Genomic DNA, 22,712 nt, shown 5'->3' on the forward strand with positions numbered 1-22,712 from the left:
TCCCATGACGAACACGCCCGTTCTCCTGGTCATCGCCCACGGCAGCCGCGACCCGCGCCATGCCGCGACGGTGCACGCCCTGGTCCGCCGGGTGCGCTCGCTGCGCCCCGGCCTCCATGTGGAGACGGGCTTTCTGGACTTCAACGTGCCGTCGGTGCGGGGGGTTCTGGAGTCCCTGGCCGTGCAGGGCGTCCGCGACGTGGTGGCCCTCCCGCTGCTGCTGACCCGGGCGTTCCACGCGAAGGCGGACATCCCGGCGGTCCTCGCGGAGGCGCCCCCGCAGCTGCGCATCCACCAGGCGGACGTCCTCGGCCCCTCCCCGCTGCTGCTCGGGGCCCTGGAGCGGCGCCTGTACGAGGCGGGCCTGACGCCCGCCGACAAGTCCTCGACCGGGGTCGTGCTGGCCTCGGCGGGGTCCACCGACCCGGAGGCGATCGCAGTGATCGCAGACATCGCGCGGGAGTGGCGGCACACCGGTTGGTGCGCCGTGCGGCCTGCGTTCGCCTCCGCATCCCTTCCGCGCACGCGGGACGCCGTCCGCGAACTCCGCGCCCTCGGCTGCGCCCGCGTCGCCGTGTCCCCCTACGTGCTGGCCCCCGGCCGCCTCCCGGACCGCATCGCGCGGGGCGCGGCGGAGGCGGACGTCCTCGCGGACGTGCTGGGCCCGGCACCGGAGGTGGCGCGGGTGGTGCTGGAGCGGTACGAGGCGGCGCGGGTGCCTCTGTCGCGGGCCGTGAGCGCCTGAGGGCCCGGTGCCGGCCGGCGCGCGGGCTCAGGCGGCCGGTTCCTCATGGGGTTCGGGCTGGAGGGCGAAGGAGTACGGGGCCCACGGGCCGGTGATCTCCACGCGGAGGCCGGGGACGCCCTCGGCGGCGGCGAGGACGGACGCGCGGAAGGCGACGACGCGGTCGGCGGGGACGAGGTAGGCGTCGTTGCCGACGTTGGTGCCGGGCGCCGAGCCCGCGAGGCTGCCGCGTTCGGGGGTGTGGGTGACGCGGTCGGCGGCGAGGGTGCCGGCGGTCTCGGTGAGGCGCGCGGCGGCCCGGGCGACCGTGCGCCAGGCCTCTTCGCCGCGGCGCTGACGGCGGCGGCGGATCATCTGGTAGGCCCGGCCGACCCCGAGGCCCGTGGCCGGGTCCTGCGCGGTGCCGGTGTCCGCTTCGGGCGGGGCGAGGTCCGGGGCGGCGTAGATCTTGACGCCGAGTTCGACGTGGCCGGTGAGGCGGTCCAGCAGGGAGAGGAAGTAGGCGCGGCGGGTGTCGAGGGCCCGCCGGGCGCCGTCCTCGTCGGGGTAGACGGTGGCGAGGCGCAGCGGCAGGACGGCGGCGCCGGTGGCGACCAGGGCGGCCACCACGGCGTGGTGGGAGCGGACCGTGGACTCCAGCCGGTCCAGGTCGTCGAGGTCGAGGGCGCCGGGCGGGACGTGGCCGACGGCGAAGGCGAGCCGGGAGCCGGTGACCGCCGGGTCGAGCAGGTGGATCGGCTCTCCGGCGAGACCGCGCAGGCGGGACGCCGCCGCCGTGGCCTCGGGGGTGCGGCGCAGGACCGCGTAGGCGTGGACGAGGTGCGGGTCGGTCATGGCTGCGGGCTCCTGTCGGTGGCCGTGCGATCCCTCTCGCGAGACTCCGTTCTCGTGTGGTCCCTTCGTAGGTACGGGCGGGGTGGCGGCGGTGTTCACCGGGCGGCCGGCTGATCGCGGGTGAACGGGGTCGCCTGGTGGAACCAGAGCAGCCATCCGGCCTCGGTCCGTCGCCACAGCGAACTGCGGTGCGCGCGGCTGCCGTCGTACTCCGTGTCGTAGGTGAGGTGGACCAGGTCGGGGGCGAGCCGTACGCCTGTCATCGCGGAGACGGTGACCGGGCGGCCCTCGGGGTCGGTGGTGGCGGCCAGGGAGGCGATGATGGCGGCCCTGCTCCAGTGCCGCCCGGAGGCGCCGAACTCGTGGAACTCGGGGTGCAGCAGCGCGCCGACCTGCTCGGGCGAGCTGCGGATCCTCGGGGTGAGGAGGGCCAGTTCCCGTTCGATGACGGCCTCGACCTCCGGGACGCGTTCACGCACCGGTCATCTCCGCCAGCTTCACGACGGTGTTCCAGTTGCGGCTCGTGGCGACGACGCCCTTGGTGAGGCGGGGCTTCGACAGGTGCTCGGCGAGCTTGGAGCGGCCCAGGCCGTTCGGGGCGTACAGGTACAGGGCGCGGTCGCCGAGGCGGAACTCCTCGGGCAGACAGGCGTCCTGGTCGATCTCCGCGAAGCGGTCGGGGGTGACGGGGGCGGAGAAGTAGGTGACGTGGAGCTGCTTGGGCTCCAGCTCGGCGGCCGGGTACGGGCAGGCGTCGACGATCGCCCGCAGATAGGCGTGGTCGCGCACGATCACCTCGACGCGGAAGCCGAAGCGCTGCTCGACGGCTCCGGCGATCTCCCGGGCCAGCGACTCGTCGTCGCCCCCTTCGCGGGAGAACACCGCCTGGCCGCTCTGCAGGTAGGTGCGTACGTCGTCGTAGCCGAGCCCGGTCAGGAGCGTGCGCAGGTCGGCCATGGGGACCTTCTTGCCGCCGCCCACGTTGATACCGCGCAGCAGTGCCGCATACGTCGTCATCCGCACACCATAAGGCGGCCGTCGTGCCCCGTGGGGGTGGGCACGACGGCCGCGCGGGCAGGTGCCCGGCCCCGTAAATTACTCACCGGTCGGTGCTGGGCACAACCTTCTGCTCAGGATCCACACACCCGGGGAGCCGGAGGTCCGCTCCGATCAGGTCAGGTCAGGTCAGCCGCCGCACCTGGAGCACCTGGTCGTCACAGCGCACGATCTCCAGTTCCCGGTCCGGGCGGGCTCCTTCGAAGGTCAGCACGAGGTGACGGTCCGACACGAGTCGCCAGCGGCCGGGCACGGCCCCGGGGGCGTCGCCGCGTCCCAGCGGGTGGTCGACGAAGCCGCCGTCGGGTGCGAACTCCATGCCGCGGCGCCCGCGCGCCGGCGGGAAGGGGAAATCCTCCGGCCGGTACACCCGCACGTCGTCGTGATCCTCCTCGTAGGAGTGGAACCACGTGCGGAACAGGCCCGCAGGGGGCTCTGCCATGACCAGGCCACCTCACTCGTCGCAGGTCATCCGAATTGCCGGTCCTATACCACAGTGACTAGGATTATCAGTGTATGGGTTCGGAGGGAACGGGCAACCGGCCGTTCCACCCGGCGCCGCCCGGCCCTCGCGGCGCGTGTAGACGCGCAGTTCCACAGCCGCGTGCGCGGCACCTCCTCAGCTCCCCCGAGAGTCCCGTCATGTCCGATGCGCAGGCATTCCTTCGCGCCACCTCGCCCGACTACAGCCGCTGGTGCGGCGCCATGGAGGTGCACCGCAGACTCCTCAGCCTCAACCCGGAGTACGCCGAGAACCGGGCCCTGATCGAGAACACCGCGTTCGCCTACGAGTCGATGGAGCAGGTCACCGGCCGCCAGAACGTGCTCGACATCCCCGTCGTCGTGCACGTCGTGCACAGCACGCCCGAGCAGGACGTGAGCGACGCCCAGATCCACAGTCAGATCGACGTGCTGAACCGGGACTTCCGCGCGGCCAACCCGGACGTGAGCAAGGTGCCCGCGGTGTGGAAGGACCTGGTGGCCGACGCGCGCCTGCAGTTCCACCTGGCCCGGACCGACCCGCTGGGCCGCCCCACGGGCGGCATCACGCGCAGCCGGAGCGCGCAGGCCGACTGGGACACCGACGACCTGGTCAAGTTCAGCCTGAGCGGCGGCCACGACGCCTGGCCGGCGGACATCTACCTGAACCTCTGGGTCTGCCAGTTGCGCCGCGGGCTGCTGGGCTACGCGCAGTTCCCGGGCGGCGCCGCCTCCACGGACGGCGTGGTCGTCACGCACTCCGCCCTCGGGACCACCGGCACCGCCACGGCCCCCTTCGACGGCGGCCGCACGGCCGTGCACGAGATCGGGCACTGGCTGAACCTGCGGCACATCTGGGGCGACGACGACGAGGGGTGCAGCGGCAGTGACTTCGTGGCGGACACGCCCAACCAGGCCGGAGCCAACGTCGGTTCGCCCGGCTTTCCCCATGTGACGTGCGGCAACGGGCCCGACGGCGACATGTTCATGAACTACATGGACTACACCGACGACGCCGCGATGTACATGTTCACCAAGGGGCAGTCGGCACGCATGGACGCCACCCTCGACAACGCCCGGCTTCCCCTCACCCGCCAGGCCGTCGCGGTGTGACGACGGCCCGGCGGGCGCGGGTGCCTCCTAGGCGCGGTGGGCGGCCAGTTCGGCCTCGATGAGGTCGGCCGCCCGGCGTGCGCCGCCCTCCTGGACCGTCTGCGCCTGGATCTCCTTCAGACGGCGGGCGACCTCCGGGTCGTCGACCAGGGCGAGGGCCGCCTCGCGCAGGGCCTCGGCGGTGGCCTCCTCGGTGAGCAACGTCCGTGCCACACCGTGGCCTTGCAGCACCTCCGCGTTGGCGAACTGGTCGGCGGCCTGCGGTACGGCGATCATCGGCGTGGCCGTGGCGAGGCCCTCCTGGCTGCCGCCCGCGCCGGCGTGCGTGACGAACAGGTCGGCCTGCCCGAGAATCGCCTGCTGCGGCACCCAGGAGCGCACCTCGACGCCCGCGGGGACCTCGCCGATCTCGGACGGGGCGACGTGCTTGCCGATCGAGAGCACCAGGTGCCAGCCGGGCAGGTCGCCGAACGCCTTGACGCACTCCCGGTAGAAGCCGGGCTGCTTGGTGAAGGCCGAGCCCAGCGAGACGAGGACGACCTTCTCGGCGCCGGCCGGCCGCTGCCAGTCGCCGTCGGCGGTGCGGTCGCCCTGGCAGGTGCCGACGAAGGAGTACACGCTCTCGTCGACCCGGTCCGCGTGCGGCTGGAGCGCCTTGGGGATCAGGACGACGGAGCGGTCGGGCCGGCCCGCGAAGTCGTCGGGGTGCAGGCCGATGCCGTTCTCCTCCAGCCAGGCCTGGAAGCGGGCGTAGTAGGCCCGGCCCCGCTCGGTCTTCCTCGGCTCCGCCCACATCGGCTCGGCGACCTCCTGCTCGTACCCCTCCCAGGCGACCATGGCCGGCGACAGGGAGATCGCGGGCACGCCCCAGCGGTGGGCGAGCACGCGGCCCGGGTAGGAGGCGATGTCGTGCAGCACGAGGTCCGGCTCGTCGCCCCGGTAGGCCTCGATCAGTTGCGGGAGGGCCTGGACGGCGTCGTCGAGGAACGGCTCCACGTTGTCCAGCAGCGTGCTCCCCCACGCCTCCGGGTCGTCGTCGGGCGAGGGCAGGGTCGAGTTCCAGGGCTTCACCTCGGCGCCCGTGGCCGCGACCTTCGCCGTGAAGACCGGCGGGATCGCGTAGGTCACGCGGTGGCCGCGGGCGACGAGTTCCCGGATCACCTCCAGGTTCGGGTTCACGTGGCCGTGGGCGGCGATGGAGAACATGGCGATGTGGGTGCGACGGGTCATGCGGCGACCCTAGACGAGACGATACGTCTCGTGCAACCCCATTGCGTTCTACGAGGTCAGGACCTCGTGCAGCCGCAGCCACTCCCCCGGCGTCACCCCGCCCACCAGCACGGCCGGGTCCAGGCGCGCCGCCCGGAACGCGGCGTCCACGCGCCGCCTCGGGTGCGCCCCGCGCAGCGAGGCGTGCAGTGAGCCGCCCACGCCGGAGAACCCGAGCTCGACCAGGGCGCACCAGCTGCGGTACGCGGCCGGATCCAGCAGCGGGGTGTCCCGCCGCTCCACGCGCAGCACACCGGCGTCCACCCGCGGCACGGGCCGGAAGCTGCGCCGCCCCACCCGGCCCAGCAGCCGCCACTCGTAGCGCGGCCAGGTGCGGACCGTCAGCAGCGTCCAGCCGCCGTAGTCGCCGGTGCGCTTGCGGGCGTACTCGAGCTGGGTGAGGAGGGTGGCGTCGGTGAGGGCGGGGGCGCGCAGGCACCAGCCGACGACGGCCGCCGTCCGGGAGAACGGCACGTTCCCGGCGACCGAGAAGGGGGTGCCCGGCGGGCGCGCGGCCAGGAAGTCCCCGCCGACGACCCGCACATGGGGCGTTCCGGAGAAGCGGCTGCGCAGCCCCGGAACCAGCCGGGGGTCGATCTCGTAGGCGCGCAGCTCGCGGCTGCGGCGGGCGAGCGGCGCGGTCAACGCGCCGGTGCCCGCTCCGACTTCGAGCAGCAGCGGGACGGGGCGGCCACGCGGGACGGCGAGCCGGGCGAAGCGTTCGGCGGTGGCGCGGTCGGCGAGGAAGTGCTGCGAGAGCGCACGGGAGGGCGCGGGAGGGCGGGCCATGGCCTGCGGTCCTTGTCTTCGGTGAGAGGCGGGAAGGGCAGCCGAAGGCCCTGACCGGAAGACAGGAGGAAGCAGGGGGTGGGACGCCGGGCTCGGTGGCTCAGCGGGCGTGGTTCCCCGGGCCGGTCAGGGCGGCGGGGCGGCGGCGCTTCCTGATGCTGTGCGCGCAGCCCCGGCCGTGACCGGAGAGGTGAATGGCGTTGATACCCACGGGCGGCACGCTAGGCGCCGCCGGTGGGGGCCGGCAAACGGTTTTCGCGGCGGTCAGCGCTGGTAGCGCGCGAGCACCAGGTTGCCGTCCTGCTCCAGCCGGGTGCGCAGTTCGCTCAGGCCGATGGCCCCGCTGTAGTACTCCTGCAGGGCCGGTGTCGCCACCTTGTCCTTCCACTCGGGGTAGCCGCGCACCGACTGCGCGGGGGCCGGGCGGAGGTGCCCGGCGAGGGCCGTGCCGGTGGCCCAGCCGTGCCGCGCGGTGCGCAGGGCGGGGTCCCGGAGGGCCTCGGTGCCGGTGGGCAGCATCCAGTCGCCGAGGGCGAGGCGGACCATGTTCCGCGGCCGCAGCAGGAAGTCGAGGAAGGCGGCGGCCTGTTCCTTGTGGGGGCAGTCCTCGGCGATCGAGAGGGTCTGCGGGCTGACGCCCTGCGTGAGTCCCGCGGTGCCGGCGGGCGCGGGCAGCACCTGCCACGCGAAGCCCTCCGGGGCCTGCTGCACGATCTGCTGGCGGTAGGAGAAGCCGAGCGGGACCATGGCGTACCGGCCGCCGAAGAAGCCGGGCAGGGTGTCGGAGCCGCCGCTGCCCAGGGTGGTGGGCGAGGCGCTGCGGTCGGTGTTCACCTGGTCGTGGAGGGTGCGCGGCACCACCTGGTCGGCCGCCCGGAACCGGACGGTCACCTTGCCGTCCGTCCCGCGGTGGAAGAGCCGCCCGCCCGTCGACAGGGAGAGGTTGAGCGTCGCCGAGACGGGTTCCTTCAGCGGCCAGGCCACGCCGTACCGGCCCGGGCCGCTGAGGCGTTCGGTGATACGGCGGAACTCGGCCCAGCTCCACGGCTCCCCGGGCGTGGGGATCCGGACGCCGGCCCGTCTCAGCCAGGTCGCGTTGGCGATCAGCACGCGTGGTTCCTGGAGGAACGGCACGCCGTAGACGCCGTCCCCGAAGGTGGTCGTCTCCCAGCTGCGCCGCGGGATGGCGGCTTTGAGGCGGGCCGGCAGCAGGGGGGTGAGGTCGGCGAGGTGGCCGCCGTAGGCGAAGTCCGCGAGGTCGTCGGAGGCGTCGTGGATGATGTCGGGCGCCTCACCGCCCTCGAAGGCGGTCAGGAGCTGGTCGTGGACGCTGTCCCAGCTGCCCTGCACGTACTCGACGCGGACGTCCGGGTGGGTGGCGTTCCACTCCCGCACCAGGGCCCTGGTGACGTCGACGGACTCCTTCTGCCAGGCCAGCGACTGGAAGCGCAGGGTGACGCGGCCGTCGTCACGCGTGCCCTGGGAGGAGCACCCGGCGACGAGCAGCAGCAGGACCAGGGCCAGCAGACGGGCGCGCATCAGCCCTTCACCGCCCCGGTGAGCATGCCGCCGGTGATACGCCGCTGGATGAGCGCGAAGACGACGAGGGAGGGCAGGGTCGCGAGGAGGGCCGCGGCGGCGAGCGGTCCCAGGTCGGCGACGCCCTCGGCGCCGATGAAGTGGGTGAGCACGACCGGGAGGGTCTGCTTCTCCGGCGACTTGAGCAGCACGAGCGCGAAGAAGAACTCGTTCCAGGCGGTGATGAACGCGAACAGTCCCGTCGCCACGATGCCCGGCGCGAGCAGCGGCGCGATCACCGACACCAGTGTGCGCACCCGGCCCGCCCCGTCGACCGCCGCGGCCTCCTCCAGCTCGCGCGGCACGGCCCGTACGTACCCGGCGAGCATCCACAGCGCGAAGGGCAGCGCCCACACCACGTACACCAGCACCAGTCCCCCGATGGAGTCGATCATGCGGAGGTGCTTCAGCACGAGGAACAGCGGGATGATCAGCAGCACGAACGGGAACGCCTGGCTGACCACGACCCAGCCCGTCACCGCCCGGCCGAGGCGGGTGCGGCGCCGGGCGACGGCGTAGGCGGCCGGCGTGGCGATCAGCACGGCGAGGACCGCCGCCGCGAGTGCGGCGAGCAGGGAGTTGAAGGCCGCCTGCGGCAGCGGCTGTTCGTCGAAGGCCCGGCGGAAGTTGTCGAGGGTGGGGTCCTGGGGGATCCAGTCCGGGTGCGGCGCGGCGAGTTCGCGGGGCGGCTTGAACGCGGTGGAGAGCAGCCACAGCAGCGGGAAGGCGAGGAAGACGAGGTACGCGAGCAGCGCGGTGTACTGGCCGACGCGGGCCGGGGTGCCGGTCCTCATGTGCGCTCACCTCCCCTGAGGCGGCCGGCGAGGAACACGGCCAGAGCGATCGAGACGACGGCCACCATCACGCAGCCCATCGCCGCCGCGTAGCCGAACTGGCCGTAGCGGAAGGCCTCTTCGTAGGCGAAGAGCATCGGCAGCCGGGTCCGGCCGCCGGGGCCGCCGCTGGTGAGCACGTAGACCAGGGCGAAGGCGTTGAAGTTCCAGATCAGGTTGAGCGCCGTGAGGGCGAGGGCGATGGGTCTCAGGGCGGGCCAGGTGACCGTGCGGAAGCGGCGCCAGGCGCCCGCGCCGTCGACGGCCGCCGCCTCGTGCAGTTCGCGCGGGGTGTTCTGCAGCCCGGCGAGCAGCGCGACCGTCGTCTGGGGCAGGCCCGCCCAGACGCCGACGACGATCACGGCGGGCAGCGCGGTGGCGAGCCCGCTGAGCCAGTCCCGGCCGCCGCCGAGGCCCACCTCGCGCAGCGTCTCGTTCAGGATGCCCGCGTCGGGGTGGTAGACGAGCCGCCACATGATGCCGACGACGACCTCGGGCATGGCCCAGGGGACGATCGCCAGGACGCGGGCCGGAAGGCGCAGCCGCAGGTCCTGGTCGAGCAGCAGGGCGAGGCCGAGCGCGAGCAGGAACTGCGGCACGGTCACCGCGAGGGCCCACACCAGCCCGATGCGGAACGACTCCCAGAACAGCGTGTCGTGCAGCAGGTCACGGAAGTTGAGGGCGCCGATCCACCGGGTGGGCTCGGTGCGGCCCGACTGGGCGTCGGTGAAGGCCAGCAGGACGCCGTGGAGCAGCGGGCCCACGCTGAGGACGAGGATGGGCAGGAGGGCGGGCAGGACCAGAAACCATCCGCCGCGGCCGCCGACGGGCCGCCGGGGCCGGTCCCCGCCGGCTCCGCGCCCGGCCGGTTCCGGCGGCGGCGAAGGGGGCGGGGCCTCGGTCACCACGGTCACGGCATCAGCCCCTTCGCACAGCTCGGGTGGCCAGGTCATGCTCGTGAAGGCCCCGTACCGCGTCAAGGCACCGCGCACGCCGCCCGGCCTGTGCCGATGCGACACTGACCAGCGGATGGCCGGAACCCGACGGCCAGGGCGCGGACGACGGAGGCGGACGATGGACGAGGCACGGGCGCGGGAGGTACTGGCGGCGGCAGGTGTGCTGCCGGGCGCCGCACGCGAGGCACGGCTGCTCGCCCTGGGCGAGAACGCGGTGTTCGCCGCCGGTGACCTGGTCGTCAAGGTGGGCCGCGACGCCGAGCTCCTCCAGCGGGCGCGCCGTGAGCTGGAGGTGGCGGTGTGGCTGGCGGAGGTGGGCGTGCCGGCGGTGCGGGCGGCCGAGCCGAAGGCGCTGCTGGTGGAGGGGCACCCGGTGACGCTGTGGCACCGGCTGCCGGATGCCGTACGGCCCGCCGGCCCGCGGGATCTGGCCGAACTGCTCCGGGTGGTGCACGCCACGCCCCCGCCTCCCTTCGCGCTGCCGCCGCGGGATCTGCTCGGCGGGGTGGAGCGGTGGCTGCGGCTGGCGGGCGACGCCGTCGACCCGGCGGACGCGGCGTACCTGCGGGAGCGCCGTGACGGTTTCGCCGCCCGGGCGGCCGCGCTGACGCCCCGTCTGACACCGGGCGTCATCCACGGCGACGCGCTGCCCCGCAACGTGCACGTCGGCCCGGGCGGGCCGGTCCTGGTGGACCTGGAGACCTTCTCCGCCGACCTGCGCGAGCACGACCTGGTGGTCATGGCCCTCTCCCGGGACCGCTACGGGCTCCCCGAGGAGTCGTACGCCTCCTTCGTCGAGGCGTACGGCTGGGACGTGCGCACCTGGGAGGGCTGCTCGGTGCTGCGGGGCGCCCGGGAGACGGCCAGTTGCGCGTGGGTCGCGCAGCATGCCCCGGGCAACCCGAAGGCGAGGGGCGAGTTCGAGCGGCGCGTGGCGTCCCTGCGGGACGGGGACGAGACGGTGCGGTGGTATCCGTTCTGAGCGGTCGCGCCGGGCCGGGCCGCACGGCGCGCTGCGCCGCCCGCCGCCCCGCGCCCGGCCGGGTCGGGCACGGGGCGGCGGCCGGGGTCAGCCGGTGTTCGGGCAGTCGCCCCGGAACTCCGCGACGGACGCGCTCGGCGCCGGGCACAGGAACCGCTCGTAGCGGGTGTCGTCGTCGACGAACCGCTTCAGCCAGCTGATGCTGTTCCGCGCGATCGTGGTGTTCGGCGTGTTCGGCGCGAAGTGGCCGGCGTTGTTCAGCTCCAGGTACGCCCGGTCCAGCGAGGACGGCAGGCTCTCGAAGAACGGCTCGGAGTGCGAGCGGACCGGGGCGATGGTGTCGCCGTCCGCCCCGATGAGCAGGGTGGGCGTGCGGACCTCCGGCCAGCTCTTGTCGAGGTTCCAGGCGGTGAGCGGGATGGCCGCCTGGAGCGAGGGCCGGTCCTTGGCCGCCTCCAGCGCGCCGCCGCCGCCCATCGAGTGGCCCATCACCGCGAGCCGGTCGCCGTCCACCCGGTCGCGGACGCTGCTGGTCCTCGTGAGGAAGTCGAGCGCCGCCAGCAACTGGTCGCCGCGGGAGGCCGGCCGGTCGGAGGTGGTGTTGGTGTCGATGGTGAACACCACGAAGCCCTGCGAGGCGAGCCGCGGTCCCAGCCAGGCGATCGAGGACTGGCGCGCGGTGAATCCCGGGGCGATCGCCACGGCGCCGAACGTGCCTTCCTCGGTGCTGGTCGGGAAGTAGACGGTGCCGCCGCCGAATCCGGACGCGGCGGCCCGGGAGACCCTGGTCTCGGAGACGGCGAAGGGGCCGCGCGGGGCGGTCACGCTCGCCTCGGTGGGGGCCGGGCCCCGCTCGAAGGGGTTCGGGGCGGCGTTCGCACCGCCGGTGAGCGTGGTCGCCAGGCCGGCCAGCGCCGCAGCGGACGCGAGGGCGCCCAGGAGCGGGCCGCGGGACCGGCGGCGGTGCCGCACGGGGCCGCTGCGGGGGGCGGGCGTGACCGGCTGGGGAGATGCCTGCATGAGCGGTTTCCTCTCACCTCGTCTCCCCCGACGACGGCGGGACCGCGGGCGGGCCCGAGGCCGGGTCCGCCGGCCGGTGACACGTGTCGCCGGTGGTGAACCGTGTCGTCTGGAGACCGAGGAGGACGGTGGTTCGTGGATCGTGCCGGGGTCCGGGCCGTGTACGGCGGCAGGAGCGTGGGGGTCTCCGGGACGGACACCGTGCGGCCGGCTCCCGGGCCCTCCCGGGGCGATCGGCCGCGCTCAGCGTAGGAGCCCGGGCCTCTCCTGCGCATCGGTGGAATCACCGGTCTCACGGCTCACGCACAGAAAGCGGTTGAGAAGCGGCCGCGCCGGCTGCGTACTCCTCTGCACCAGGACCATCCGATTCTCCGCGTGATGTCTCCGAACCGTCCGTCACCTCCCGAAAAGCAGGGCAGAAAGTGGCGTTGAACCTGTACGACCGGACAGCCGGCACGGTCACCGACCGGGCCGCACAGCTGCTGGACGCCGCCGAGCGCGCCCGGCGCGGCGGGCGGACCCGCCGGGCTCTCGCCCTGGCCGCGGCCGCCCGGGGCGCCGCCGGTGACGACGCGCCACTGCGCGCAAGGGCGGAACTGCTGCGCGGTCTGCTTCTGTTGGGCGACGGGCCGGTGGCCGACGCGCACCAGACCCTGCTCCTCGCGGCCGAGTCGGCGGCGCCGTACGACGCCGAGGGCACGCAGCACGCCCTCGCCGCGGCGGCCGAAGCCGCCTGGGCGGCGGGCGACTTCACGGCCTACCTCCAGACGGTGCAGCGCTGCGCCGCAGGCCCCGCGGACGAGACGCCGCCGACCGGACGCGCCGCGGCCCCGGGCACCGCGCCGGCCTCGTGGAGCCTCTTCCGGGCGGGCATGCGCCATGTCGTGCTGGGTGACTTCGCCGGCGCGGCAGGGGAGTTGCGGCCGCTGCTCACCGCCGCGGCGCACCTGCAGCAGCCGGACGACCTGCTGCTCGCGGGCCGGGCTGCGCTGGTGCTGGGTGACATCACCGCTGCGCGGCGCCTGCTCGGCCGTGGCCTGGCGGCCGCCGGAACCCGGGGCGCGTCCGGGCCGGCCGACCGCATCCTGGAGTTCCTCGCCTACGCCGAACTGCGCGCCGGCTACCACCAGCAGGCCCGGGCCCACGCCGAGGAGGGGCTGCGCGCCGCCCGTCGGCTCGGCCGGCGCAACCTCGCCGCGCAGCACCACGCCCTGCTGGCCCTGGTCTTCTCCCTCGTGGGCACCGACTCCGCCACGGAGCACCACGCCGACGCCGCCCTGTCGGTCGCCCGGCCGCACGGGCTGGTCCAGGTCAGCACCCTGGCGGAGTGGGCGCGCGCCCGCGCCGACCTGGGACACGGCCGGGCCGAACAGGCCGCGAGCCGTCTCGCCCCACTGCTCCGGCCGGGCCCGAGGCGCGGGCACTTCGGCCTGTGGATGCTGGCGGTGCCGTGCCTCGTGGAGGCGACGGTCCTGGCGGGGCTGGACGAGGACGTCACCGACATGGTGGACCTGTACGCCGGCTGGGCCGCCCTGGGCGCCGATCCGCAGGCCCCGGCCCTGCTGACCCGCTGCCGGGCCCTGACCGCACGGGACGAGGACTGCGACGCGCTGTACCTGCGGGCCCTGGCGGAACACGAGGCGGCCGAGGGCCAGTTCGAGCACGCCCGCACGCTGCTGTCCTACGGTATGTGGCTGCGTCGCCGGCGCAGGCCCCTGGAGGCCCGGCGGCGGCTGCGGGCCGCCCTGGTCGGCTTCGAGCGCTGCGGCGCGGTGCTGTGGGAGAAGCGGACACGGTCCGAGCTGCGGGCCGCCGGGGACAGCGCGGCCCGCGACGACCTCGGCGCTCTCGAGCGGCTGACGCCTCAACAGCAGAGCGTGGCGGGGCTGGTGGCGTCGGGCGCCACCAACCGCGAGGTGGCCACGCGCCTGTCGCTCAGCCCACGCACCGTGGACCACCACCTGCGGAACATCTTCAGCCGGCTGGGCGTGCGCTCGCGGGTGGAGCTGGCACTGATGATGAACGGCGGCGGAACGGGGCAGGGCGACGGCGTACGTGAGCAGGGCGGCGGCGGACGCGAACCGGCTGGTGGCGGGGCGGACGGGGGCGAGTGAGGGCGGGGCGGACGGGGACGTGTGCCCGGGGGCACCCGCGCGCGAGGGCCGGGGATCTCGGCACGCGGGGGCCGAGGACCGGCCCGTGAGGGCCGGGAAGTACGGCGGCGGCTCGGTGAGGCCGTTCGGGTCGGGGGCGGGGCGGCGCGGCCGGGCCAGCGTCTTGCCGGAACCGGTGGGAGCCACGACCAGTGCCTCCCGGACTCCGACCCTCAGTGGTGCCTGCACCGGCGTAGGTGTCGGCAGCGGGGACACCGGCACGCGGCACGCACGGCCGTCCGTGCGGCGGCGAACTGGTCGTGGACGCGGGTGGGGCACCGGCACACGGGGCCAGGGGCACGGGAAAGCGGGACCGGGCACACCGGCACCCGCAGGCGGGACCACCGGCACCCGCGGCCGGGGACACCGGCCCGTCACGGAGGACACCGCCCGGTGCTGCCGCAGCCGGGCGAGCGGCGTCCCTCCCCCTGTGGTGCGCCGGGCCTCAACCGACGTCGGGGTGCAAGCCCGGGACCGCTCCCTCCAGCCCGTCAGATCCGCTGGTCCGCCCACTCCCGCAGCGGCCACGCCCCGTCGACCAGGGCCGTCGCGTCGCCCTTGCCGCGCAGGAAGCTCTGGAAGTCCGCCGCCCACTGCGCGTACCACTCGATCTGGCGGTGGTGCAGGGCCGCCGGGCCGAGGCTCGCGATCTTGGGGTGGCGGTCGGCTATCGCACAGGCCAGGCGGGCCGCCGCGAGGGCGTCGGCCATGGCGTCGTGGGCGGAGTCGAGGACGAAGCCGTACTCGGCGCAGACCGCCTCCAGGTTGCGCTTGCCGCGGCGGTAGCGGTCGACCCAGCGGTCGATCGTGTACGGGTCGATGACCGGGGCCGGGTCCGCGCCGCCCAGGCGGTCCCGCAGGGACGGCAGGCCGTGGCGCCGCAGCTCGGCGGTCAGGAGCGTCAGGTCGAAGGTCGCGTTGTAGGCGACGACCGGCACGCCCGCCTTCCAGTACGAGGTGAGGACGTCCGCGAGGGCGTCCGCCACCTGGTCGGCCGGTCTGCCCTCCGCCGCCGCGCGTTCGTTGCTGATGCCGTGCACCGCCACCGCTTCCTCGGGGATCGGCACCCCGGGGTCGGCCAGCCACTCCCGGCGCCCCATCGGCTCCCCGCCCCTGACCTCGATCACGGCCCCCGTGACGATGCGCGCCTCGCGCGGATCCGTGCCCGTCGTCTCCAGGTCGAAGCCGATCAGCAGCTCCCGGTGCCAGCTCATGGGCGGTCCCCCTCCTCGTGGTGCGTTCCCCCAGTGGTCTCCACCTTCCCACGCACCACTGACAACCAGAGGACCGCGTTCCGCTCGTGCCCGCGGCGGCGCGGGAACCGCCGCTCACCGGGGCGCACTTCACGACACCGGGCGCGAATCCGCCCACATCACCTCGAACTCCTCGCGATACGTGGGGAAGAGGCCGCTTTCGTCGACCTCGCCCGACTTGACCACCTTGCTGCCGTTGCGCAGCACGAAGACCGGTGCCTCCATGCCCCGGGTGCGGCGCAGGTAGTTCTGCACGACCGCGATGCCGTCCGCGCCGTCCCCGTCGACCAGGTACGCCGTGAAGCGGGGCGTCTCGTCGAAGACCTGGATCTCGAAGGCGTCCGGATCGCGCAGCCGGGCGCGGACCCGGCGCATGTGGAGGATGTTCATCTCCACGGCGCGGCTGAGTTCGCCGCGTTTGATGCCGAGTTCGCGCTCGCGCCGTTTGACCGCGCTGGAGGCGGGGTTGAGGAACAGCAGCCTGACCCGGCAGCCGGACTCGGCGAGCCGGACCAGCCGGCGGCCGGAGAAGTTCTGCACGAGCAGGTTCAGGCCGATGCCGATGGCGTCCAGGCGGCGGGCGCCGCCGAAGATGTCCTCGGCCGGGAACTGCCGCATCAGCCGCACCCGGTCCGGGTGGACGGCGACCACGTCGGCGTACCGGTCGCCGACCAGGTCCTCGACCGCGTCCACGGGCAGCCGGCGCGCGGACGGCACGTCGCCGCCGGCGCCGAGCATCTCCAGCAGCCGGGCCGAGGCGCGCTCGGCCTGGTTCAGCACGGCCTCGGACAGAGCCCGGTTGCGGGAGACGACGTTCCGGGTCACCTCCAGCTCGTCCAGGGCGAGTTCGACGTCCCGGCGGTCTTCGAGGTAGGGCTCGAAGCAGGGCCAGTGCTGCACCATCAGCTCGCGCAGCTGGGGCAGCGTGAGGAAGGACAGGACGTTGTCGTCGGCCGGGTCGAGGAGGTAGCCCTTGCGGCGGCTGACCTCGCGGACGGCGACCGCGCGCTGGACCCACTCCTGGCCCGCCGGTCCGGCGGCGGCCACCACCCAGTCCTCGCCGTGGACGGGCTCGTAGACGGGGCGCAGCACGGCGGCGACGCAGGCGCGCAGCCGCTGCTCGACCAGGTTCAGCCAGATGTAGGCCCGGCCGGCCCGCTGGGCGCGGGTGCGCACCTCGCGCCAGGCGTCGGCGTCCCAGTCCAGCTCCGGACCGATCGAGCCCGACGCGTCCATCGGCCGCGCCAGTGACACGGCTCCGGTCGGGACGTCTGTGGAGTTCCCCTCGTGACCCTCGTCACCAGGAGGCAGCTCCAGCCCTCCCGAGCCCACCTGCGCACCGCCTTCCACTCCCCCGAGCACTCCCCTTGTCAACGATCAAGGAAGGGTACTCCGGGAGCGGTCGGCGGTGCAGCCGGATGGACAGCATCGTTCTCAACTGCGGCGCCGCCACTGCCCGTTCCGCCTCCCGGGCCCGGCCGGGGGCAGCGGATTCAGGGAGGTGAGGTCGCCGGGCGCGAGGGAGCCGGACGGCTGCCGTTCGAGGCGGCGGGCGGGACGGCGGCGGGCCGCCACGCGGGGGCGAGGCTTGCTTGCGCTGTTCACGGGCATGACGAGATGACTGTCTGCGGGAGGAGCGAGGTGGGCAGGTGAACGCGGAGGGCGGGTCAGGGGCCGAGCCGGGCGGCCGTGCGGGCGCTCGGGTCGGTCACCGGCGGCCGGGTGCCGAGCCACGTCATGTTCATGATCTTCGGGAGGAGCCGGGCGCGACGGTGGGTGACCGTCCGGGTGGCGAGGGTGTCGCCCCGGCGGTCACGGAACGCAGCATCGGCGCGCCGGGGCGCCGACGGGCCCCCGGTCTCCGCCGACGGGCCCCGGTCTCCGCCGGCGGGCCCGGGTACCCGTCGGCGGCTCTCGCCGGCCCGGCAGGACCGCCGACCGCGAGCGGTCCTCGCCGTCCCCGGGCCGCGCGGACCGCTCCGCCTCGCTCCCCGTGTCGTGCACGTCTTTCCCCCGCCGCCCCACCGGCCCCGGGAAGATGTAGGTGCCCCAGGATTTTCGGCACACCGCGTAGGCACTGGCCCTGCGGCAGGAGGGAGATAAGTCATAGGAGGTTCCCTCACTTTCGGGGAGACTCGGGACCTAGGCGTCCCCACCGGCGCCGTACACCTGAAAGAGTCGTATCCATGCAGGTCTGGCCTGGAGAGGCGTATCCACTCGGTGCCACGTACGACGGCGCCGGTACCAACTTCGCGGTCTTCACGGAGGCCGCGGACCGAGTAGAGCTGTGTCTGCTGCACGACGACGGCTCGGAGACCGCGATCGAGCTCCGGGAGAGCGACGCGTTCGTGCGGCACGCGTACGTGCCGGGCATCATGCCGGGACAGCGGTACGGGCTCCGGGTGCACGGCCCGTACGCGCCGGAGCACGGACTGCGCTGCAACTCCGCGAAGCTGCTGCTCGACCCGTACGCGCGTGCGATCAGCGGCTCGATCCGCTGGGGGGAGGAGGTCTACGGCTACCACTTCGACGATCCCGACCGGCGCAACGATCTCGACTCGGCGCCGCACACCATGACGTCGGTCGTGGTCAACCCCTACTTCGACTGGGGCGACGACCGGCGGCCGCGCACCGAGTACCACCACACGGTGATCTACGAGGCCCACGTCAAGGGCCTCACCATGCGCCATCCCGGGCTTCCGGAGGAGCTGCGCGGCACCTACGCGGCCCTGGCGCACCCGGCGATCATCGAGCACCTCACGGAGCTGGGGGTCACGGCGCTGGAGCTGATGCCCGTACACCAGTTCGTGAACGACCACCGCCTGGTCGACATGGGCCTGAACAACTACTGGGGCTACAACACCATCGGCTTCTTCGCCCCGCACAACGCCTACGCGTCCTGGGGCGACCGGGGCCAGCAGGTGCTGGAGTTCAAGTCGGCCGTGAAGGCGCTGCACGAGGCCGGGATCGAGGTGATCCTCGACGTGGTCTACAACCACACCGCCGAGGGCAACCACCTGGGTCCGACCCTGTCCTTCAAGGGCCTGGACAACCAGCGCTACTACCGGCTGACGGAGGACCCCCGCTACTACATGGACACGACAGGGACCGGGAACTCCCTGCTCATGCGGTCCCCGCACGTGCTCCAGCTGATCATGGACTCGCTGCGGTACTGGGTCACGGACATGCACGTCGACGGGTTCCGCTTCGACCTGGCCGCGACGCTGGCCCGGCAGTTCCACGAGGTGGACCGGCTGTCGTCGTTCTTCGACCTGGTGCAGCAGGACCCGGTGGTCTCCCAGGTGAAGCTGATCGCCGAGCCGTGGGACGTGGGCGAGGGCGGCTACCAGGTGGGAAACTTCCCGCCGCTGTGGACGGAGTGGAACGGCAAGTACCGGGACACCGTGCGCGACCTGTGGCGCGGCGAGCAGCGCACCCTCGCGGAGTTCGCCTCGCGGCTGACCGGCTCGTCGGACCTCTACCAGGACGACGGGCGCCGCCCGCTGGCCTCGATCAACTTCGTGACCTGCCACGACGGCTTCACGATGCACGACCTGGTGGCCTACAACGAGAAGCACAACGAGGCCAACGGCGAGGACAACCGGGACGGCGAGAGCCACAACCGGTCGTGGAACTGCGGCGCCGAGGGCGAGACCGACGACCCGGACGTGCTGCGGCTGCGCGCCCGGCAGATGCGCAACTTCATCGCCACGCTGATGCTGTCCCAGGGCGTGCCCATGCTGAGCCACGGCGACGAGTTCGCCCGCACCCAGCACGGCAACAACAACGCCTACTGCCAGGACAACGAGCTGGCCTGGGTGGAGTGGCCGGAGCCGGACGTGGGCGCCGAGGGTGCCGGGGGAGGTCCGAGCCGGGAGCTGCTGGCCTTCACGCGCGCGATGGTGTGGCTGCGCCGGGACCACCCGGTCTTCCGCCGCCGGCGCTTCTTCCACGGTCGGCCCGTGGAGGGCACCCACGACGACCTCTCCGACATCGCCTGGTTCACACCGGAGGGCCGGGAGATGACCCAGCGCGACTGGGACTCGGCGCAGGCCTCGGCGCTGACGGTGTTCCTCAACGGCAACGCGATCTCCGAGCCGGGCGCACGCGGGGAGCGCATCACGGACGACTCGTTCCTGCTGATGTTCAACGCCTCGCCCAAGCCGCTGGAGTTCGTGGTCCCGGTCGACCACGGGCGGCAGTGGCAGGTCGTCGTCGACACCGCCCGCGAGGACGGGGTGCCGCCGGGCACCGGCCCGAAACTGCAGGCCGGAGCCCGGCTGACCCTCACGGACCGGAGCCTGACCGTGCTCCAGCGGCCCGTGTGACCGTGCCCGGGTCCCCGGGGGCCCCGGGGGTCCTCCCCCGGTGAGCCGTCGCCGCGTCGTCCGGACAGCGCCACCCGTCCGGGCGACGCGCGGCGCACCCGGACGCCGCGAGGGGCACGAACGGCGACGGGGCGGGTACGTACGTCTCCATGACACCTGAGCGTCCTGACCCGGTGGTGCCCACGGCCACGTACCGGCTGCAGCTGCAGCCCGACTTCCCGTTCGCAGCAGCCGGCGCCGCCGTGCCGTACCTGGCCTCGCTCGGCGTCTCGCACCTGCACCTGTCCCCCGTGCTGGAGGCGGTGCCGGGCTCGGCGCACGGCTACGACGTCGTCGACCACGCGCGCGTGCGCGAGGAGCTGGGCGGCGAGGAGGGGCTGCGGGCGCTGGCGCGCACCGCGCGCGAGCACGGGCTCGGCCTGGTGGTGGACATCGTCCCCAACCACATGGCCATGTCACCGCGGCACAACCGCGCCCTGTGGGAGGCGCTGCGCGAGGGCCCCAAGTCGCCGTACGCGCGCTGGTTCGACATCGACTGGGAGGCCCAGGACGGCCAGGTGCTGCTGCCGGTCCTCGGCGGGCCGCTGGGCGAGGTCCTCGACGACCTGCGGGTCGACGGGGACGTGCTGCGCTACCACGACCACGCCTTCCCGCTGCGCGAGGGCACCGAGGACCTGCCGCTGCCGCACCTGCTGGACGCGCAGTGGTACCGCCCGGTGTGGTGGCGGCTGGCCCGGACCGAGCTGAACTACCGGCGGTTCTTCAGCATCTCCGAGCTGATCGGGGTGCGGGTGGAGGACCCCGAGGTGTTCGAGGCCACCCACGACAAGATCCTCGAGCTGCTGCACGAGGGCGTGATCGACGGGCTGCGCGTCGACCACCCGGACGGGCTCGCCGACCCCGACGGCTATCTGCGGCGGCTGCACGAGGCGACCGGCGGCCGCTGGACGGTCGTGGAGAAGATCCTCGCCGACGGCGAGCACCTGCCGGCCTCCTGGCCCGTCGCGGGCACCACGGGCTACGACGCCCTGCGGCACGTGGACGGGGTCTTCACGGACCCGGCCGGGTTCGCGGACCTCGTGGACCGCTACCGGCGTTTCGCGGCCCCGCAGACGGACCGGGGCGGGCAGTGGGAGGCCACGGTCCGGCGGGCCGCGTACATGGTCCTCACGCACGAGCTGGCCACCGAGACCGACCGGCTCACGCGGGTGGCGGCCCGGCTGTGCGCGACCTCGCCGGAGCCGGCCCTGCGCGACCGCGCGCCCTGGGCGCTGCGCACGGCGCTGACGGAGCTGCTGGTCCGCTTGGAGGTCTACCGGCCCTACGAGTCCACCGACGCCGCGTCCGTGGTCACCGAGGAGGCCGCCGCCGAGGCCCGGCTCGCGTTCGCGGTGCCCGAGGAGGCCGGTGCGGTGGACGTCGTACGGGACCTGGTGCTGGGGCGGTACGGGGACGGGCCCGCGCAGCGGGAGTTCCGCACGCGGTTCGCGCAGACCTCCTCGGCGCTGCGCGCGAAGTCGGTGGAGGACACCGCGTTCTACCGCTACGTGCCGCTGCTGTCGGCGACCGAGGTGGGCGGTAACCCGGGCGGCCCCGCGCTGCCGCCGGAGGAGTTCCACGCGTACTGCGCGCGCCTGCAGCGTGACTGGCCGGGCACCGGCACGGTCGCCTCGACGCACGACACCAAGCGCAGTGCCGACGTCCGGGCCGCGCTGCACGTGCTGACCGAGTGCCCGGACCGCTGGGCCGAGGTGCTCGCGGAGGTGACGCGCACCGGCGAGGACGTGCCGGACGGGCAGCTGGCGTGGGCCGCCTGGCAGACCGTGTTCGGGCTGGGCCCGGCGGACGCGGAGCGGGTGCAGGGAGCACTGCTGAAGCACGTCCGCGAGGCGGGCATGTACACGAGCTGGACCGAGCAGGAGCCGCCGTACGAGGAGGCGGTGGCGCGGTTCGTGGCGGCCGGGCCGTGCGGGGCGCCGGGTGAGCGGATCGCCACGTTCCGGGAGTCGCTGGAGCCGTACATCCGGGCCAACGTGCTGGGCACGGCCCTGGTGCAGCTGACGATGCCGGGCGTCCCGGACGTCTACCAGGGCACGGAGGCCGAGTCCCGGGCCCTGGTCGACCCGGACAACCGGCGGGCGGTGGGTTTCCCGCCCGAGCGGACCGGCGGCCTCTCCGCGGAGAAGGCGGCGGTGACCCGGGCGGCGCTCGGGCTGCGAGCACGCCGGCCGGGGGCCTTCGGCGACACGGCGACGTACCAGCCTCTGCCGGCCCAGGGACCGGCGGCCGCACACTGCCTGGCGTTCGCCCGGTCCGGCGAGGTGATCACGGCCGTGACCCGCCTGTCCCTGCGCCTCACGGAGACGGGCGGCTGGCAGGACACCCGCCTGCCCCTGCCCCCGGGACGCTGGGCGGACGTACGGGAACCGGCCCGGGAGTTCACGGGGCACGCACGCGTGGAGGACCTGTTCGAGCGGCTGCCGGTGGCTCTGCTGGAGAGGGTGGGCGACTGAGGCGGGCCGCGCGGACGGTCCCGGCGCGCGGGACACGGGACCCTGGCTGACCGGAGGGGGCTGGCGGCCGGGCACCGCCTTGCTTCGCCCGGGCCGGCGAGGCTGGAGCGGCCCGGCCCTGCCCCACGTCCGGGGCACCGCCCCCTGGCGCGCGGGCGCGCCGCCTTCCGGAGAGGGCCGGTGCCCGGACTCCGGGCACTGCCCCGCGTTCACTGGGCCGGTGTGGGGAGAGCGGGCGGGCGGCCGAGAGGGCGAGCGACCGCTGGGGCGGTCCGCGTCGCCGCGCGCGCACGGGTCCCCGGCGCGCGGCAGCACCAGCCCTCGGAGACGACCAGCTCCTGGCTGCCGGGCACTGTCCGGGAGCCAGGAGCCGAAGAGACTGGAGGGGGACACCTGAGGCCGAGCGACCGCTGGCGGTCCACGACCCGGGGGCGCGAGCACACCGCCTCCCGGACAGGGCCGCTGCCCAGACGCGAGCCGCTGCTCCGCGTCCCTCCCAGGCAGGTGAGGCCGGAGCGGGTGAGCGGCCGCGAGGGCGAGCGACCGCTGGGGCGGTGCTCGCCGCCGCGCGCACGGGTCCCGGCGCGCGGCAGCACCAACCGCCGGAGACGACCAGCTCCCGGCTGCTGGGCGCTGCGCCTCGCGGAGGCGGGGCCGATGCCCGGCTGGGGGCGGTCCTCGCGGTCGGGTGCGCAGCCCCGGCTCTCAGGCGTACCTCCTGCCGGACAAGGCCCACTCCCAAACAGGGGGTCCCCCCGGGCGGTCGGGGCCGCGACGGCGGCGCTCGGGCGGGCAGTGCTTCCGGGCGCC

18 protein-coding genes are annotated in these 22,712 nt (G+C 74.2%); 6 read left to right on the top strand and 12 right to left on the bottom strand.

Features of this window, described 5'->3' with window-relative positions:
* Nucleotides 1-4 precede the first annotated feature (4 nt).
* A complete protein-coding gene (locus ABZY20_RS09610) occupies nt 5-745 on the top strand; it encodes a sirohydrochlorin chelatase (protein WP_356439028.1) in 741 nt (246 codons plus the stop codon).
* A 27-nt stretch (nt 746-772) separates the two neighbouring features.
* Here the strand turns inward: ABZY20_RS09610 and ABZY20_RS09615 are convergent, their stop codons facing one another.
* From ABZY20_RS09615 to ABZY20_RS09630, 4 genes are all read right to left on the bottom strand, one after another.
* Nucleotides 773-1,579, bottom strand: a complete 807-nt coding sequence (locus tag ABZY20_RS09615) for a GvpL/GvpF family gas vesicle protein (protein ID WP_356439031.1) — start codon at nt 1,577-1,579, stop codon at nt 773-775.
* A gap of 95 nt (nt 1,580-1,674) precedes the next feature.
* On the bottom strand, nt 1,675-2,058 hold the full coding sequence (locus ABZY20_RS09620; protein ID WP_356439034.1) for a nuclear transport factor 2 family protein: 384 nt from the start codon (nt 2,056-2,058) through the stop codon (nt 1,675-1,677).
* The gene (locus tag ABZY20_RS09625) at nt 2,051-2,596 is read right to left on the bottom strand and encodes a DUF1697 domain-containing protein (protein WP_356439037.1); all 546 of its coding nucleotides are present in this window, start codon (nt 2,594-2,596) and stop codon (nt 2,051-2,053) included. Before ABZY20_RS09625 ends, ABZY20_RS09620 begins: the two co-directional genes overlap by 8 nt.
* Nucleotides 2,597-2,759: 163 nt before the next feature.
* A complete protein-coding gene (locus tag ABZY20_RS09630) occupies nt 2,760-3,077 on the bottom strand; it encodes a hypothetical protein (protein WP_356439040.1) in 318 nt (105 codons plus the stop codon).
* A gap of 200 nt (nt 3,078-3,277) precedes the next feature.
* Between ABZY20_RS09630 and ABZY20_RS09635 the strand changes: the two genes are divergently transcribed.
* Nucleotides 3,278-4,228, top strand: a complete 951-nt coding sequence (locus ABZY20_RS09635; RefSeq protein WP_356439043.1) for a zinc metalloprotease — start codon at nt 3,278-3,280, stop codon at nt 4,226-4,228.
* A 27-nt stretch (nt 4,229-4,255) separates the two neighbouring features.
* On the opposite strand, the gene mgt is transcribed toward ABZY20_RS09635, so the two are convergent.
* The 5 genes from mgt to ABZY20_RS09660 all read right to left on the bottom strand — a co-directional run bounded on the left by mgt (nt 4,256) and on the right by ABZY20_RS09660 (nt 9,611).
* Nucleotides 4,256-5,458 carry a macrolide-inactivating glycosyltransferase gene (gene mgt / locus ABZY20_RS09640; protein WP_356439046.1) on the bottom strand — a complete coding sequence of 401 codons (1,203 nt, stop codon included), beginning with the start codon at nt 5,456-5,458 and terminating at the stop codon, nt 4,256-4,258.
* A 48-nt stretch (nt 5,459-5,506) separates the two neighbouring features.
* Entirely contained in the window at nt 5,507-6,286 is a 780-nt protein-coding gene (gene erm / locus ABZY20_RS09645; RefSeq protein WP_356439049.1) for an ErmE/ErmH/ErmO/ErmR family 23S rRNA (adenine(2058)-N(6))-methyltransferase, read from the bottom strand.
* 264 nt (nt 6,287-6,550) lie between these two features.
* Entirely contained in the window at nt 6,551-7,825 is a 1,275-nt protein-coding gene (locus tag ABZY20_RS09650) for a sugar ABC transporter substrate-binding protein (protein ID WP_356439051.1), read from the bottom strand.
* Nucleotides 7,825-8,658 (bottom strand): carbohydrate ABC transporter permease, encoded by an 834-nt coding sequence (locus ABZY20_RS09655; protein WP_356439054.1) that lies wholly within the window; start codon nt 8,656-8,658, stop codon nt 7,825-7,827. Before ABZY20_RS09655 ends, ABZY20_RS09650 begins: the two co-directional genes overlap by 1 nt.
* Nucleotides 8,655-9,611: a sugar ABC transporter permease gene (locus tag ABZY20_RS09660; protein ID WP_356439057.1), complete on the bottom strand. Its 957-nt coding sequence runs from the start codon at nt 9,609-9,611 to the stop codon at nt 8,655-8,657. Before ABZY20_RS09660 ends, ABZY20_RS09655 begins: the two co-directional genes overlap by 4 nt.
* 160 nt (nt 9,612-9,771) lie before the next feature.
* Here ABZY20_RS09660 and ABZY20_RS09665 point away from each other — a divergent pair, with 160 nt between their 5' ends.
* Entirely contained in the window at nt 9,772-10,635 is an 864-nt protein-coding gene (locus ABZY20_RS09665) for an aminoglycoside phosphotransferase family protein (RefSeq protein ID WP_356439059.1), read from the top strand.
* Nucleotides 10,636-10,722: 87 nt separating this feature from the next.
* On the opposite strand, the gene ABZY20_RS09670 is transcribed toward ABZY20_RS09665, so the two are convergent.
* The gene (locus ABZY20_RS09670; protein ID WP_356439062.1) at nt 10,723-11,655 is read right to left on the bottom strand and encodes an alpha/beta hydrolase; all 933 of its coding nucleotides are present in this window, start codon (nt 11,653-11,655) and stop codon (nt 10,723-10,725) included.
* 422 nt (nt 11,656-12,077) lie between these two features.
* On the opposite strand from ABZY20_RS09670, the gene ABZY20_RS09675 reads away from it, so the two are divergent.
* Nucleotides 12,078-13,769 (top strand): helix-turn-helix transcriptional regulator, encoded by a 1,692-nt coding sequence (locus ABZY20_RS09675; RefSeq protein ID WP_356439065.1) that lies wholly within the window; start codon nt 12,078-12,080, stop codon nt 13,767-13,769.
* 530 nt (nt 13,770-14,299) lie between these two features.
* Here the strand turns inward: ABZY20_RS09675 and ABZY20_RS09680 are convergent.
* Both ABZY20_RS09680 and ABZY20_RS09685 read right to left on the bottom strand, forming a co-directional pair.
* Nucleotides 14,300-15,022, bottom strand: coding sequence for a 3'-5' exonuclease (locus ABZY20_RS09680; protein WP_356439068.1), 723 nt, complete (start codon nt 15,020-15,022; stop codon nt 14,300-14,302).
* Between the two features lie 129 nt (nt 15,023-15,151).
* Nucleotides 15,152-16,423 carry an SAV2148 family HEPN domain-containing protein gene (locus ABZY20_RS09685; RefSeq protein ID WP_356439659.1) on the bottom strand — a complete coding sequence of 424 codons (1,272 nt, stop codon included), beginning with the start codon at nt 16,421-16,423 and terminating at the stop codon, nt 15,152-15,154.
* Nucleotides 16,424-17,247: 824 nt separating this feature from the next.
* Here ABZY20_RS09685 and glgX point away from each other — a divergent pair.
* Complete coding sequence (glgX, locus tag ABZY20_RS09690) at nt 17,248-19,389, top strand: glycogen debranching protein GlgX (protein WP_356439071.1); 2,142 nt, start codon at nt 17,248-17,250, stop codon at nt 19,387-19,389.
* A gap of 149 nt (nt 19,390-19,538) precedes the next feature.
* Nucleotides 19,539-21,902 carry a malto-oligosyltrehalose synthase gene (gene treY / locus ABZY20_RS09695; protein ID WP_356439074.1) on the top strand — a complete coding sequence of 788 codons (2,364 nt, stop codon included), beginning with the start codon at nt 19,539-19,541 and terminating at the stop codon, nt 21,900-21,902.
* The last annotated feature ends 810 nt before the right edge of the window (nt 21,903-22,712 follow it).

The organism is Streptomyces sp. NPDC006624 (genome assembly GCF_040611555.1).
Lineage (GTDB): Bacteria > Actinomycetota > Actinomycetes > Streptomycetales > Streptomycetaceae > Streptomyces.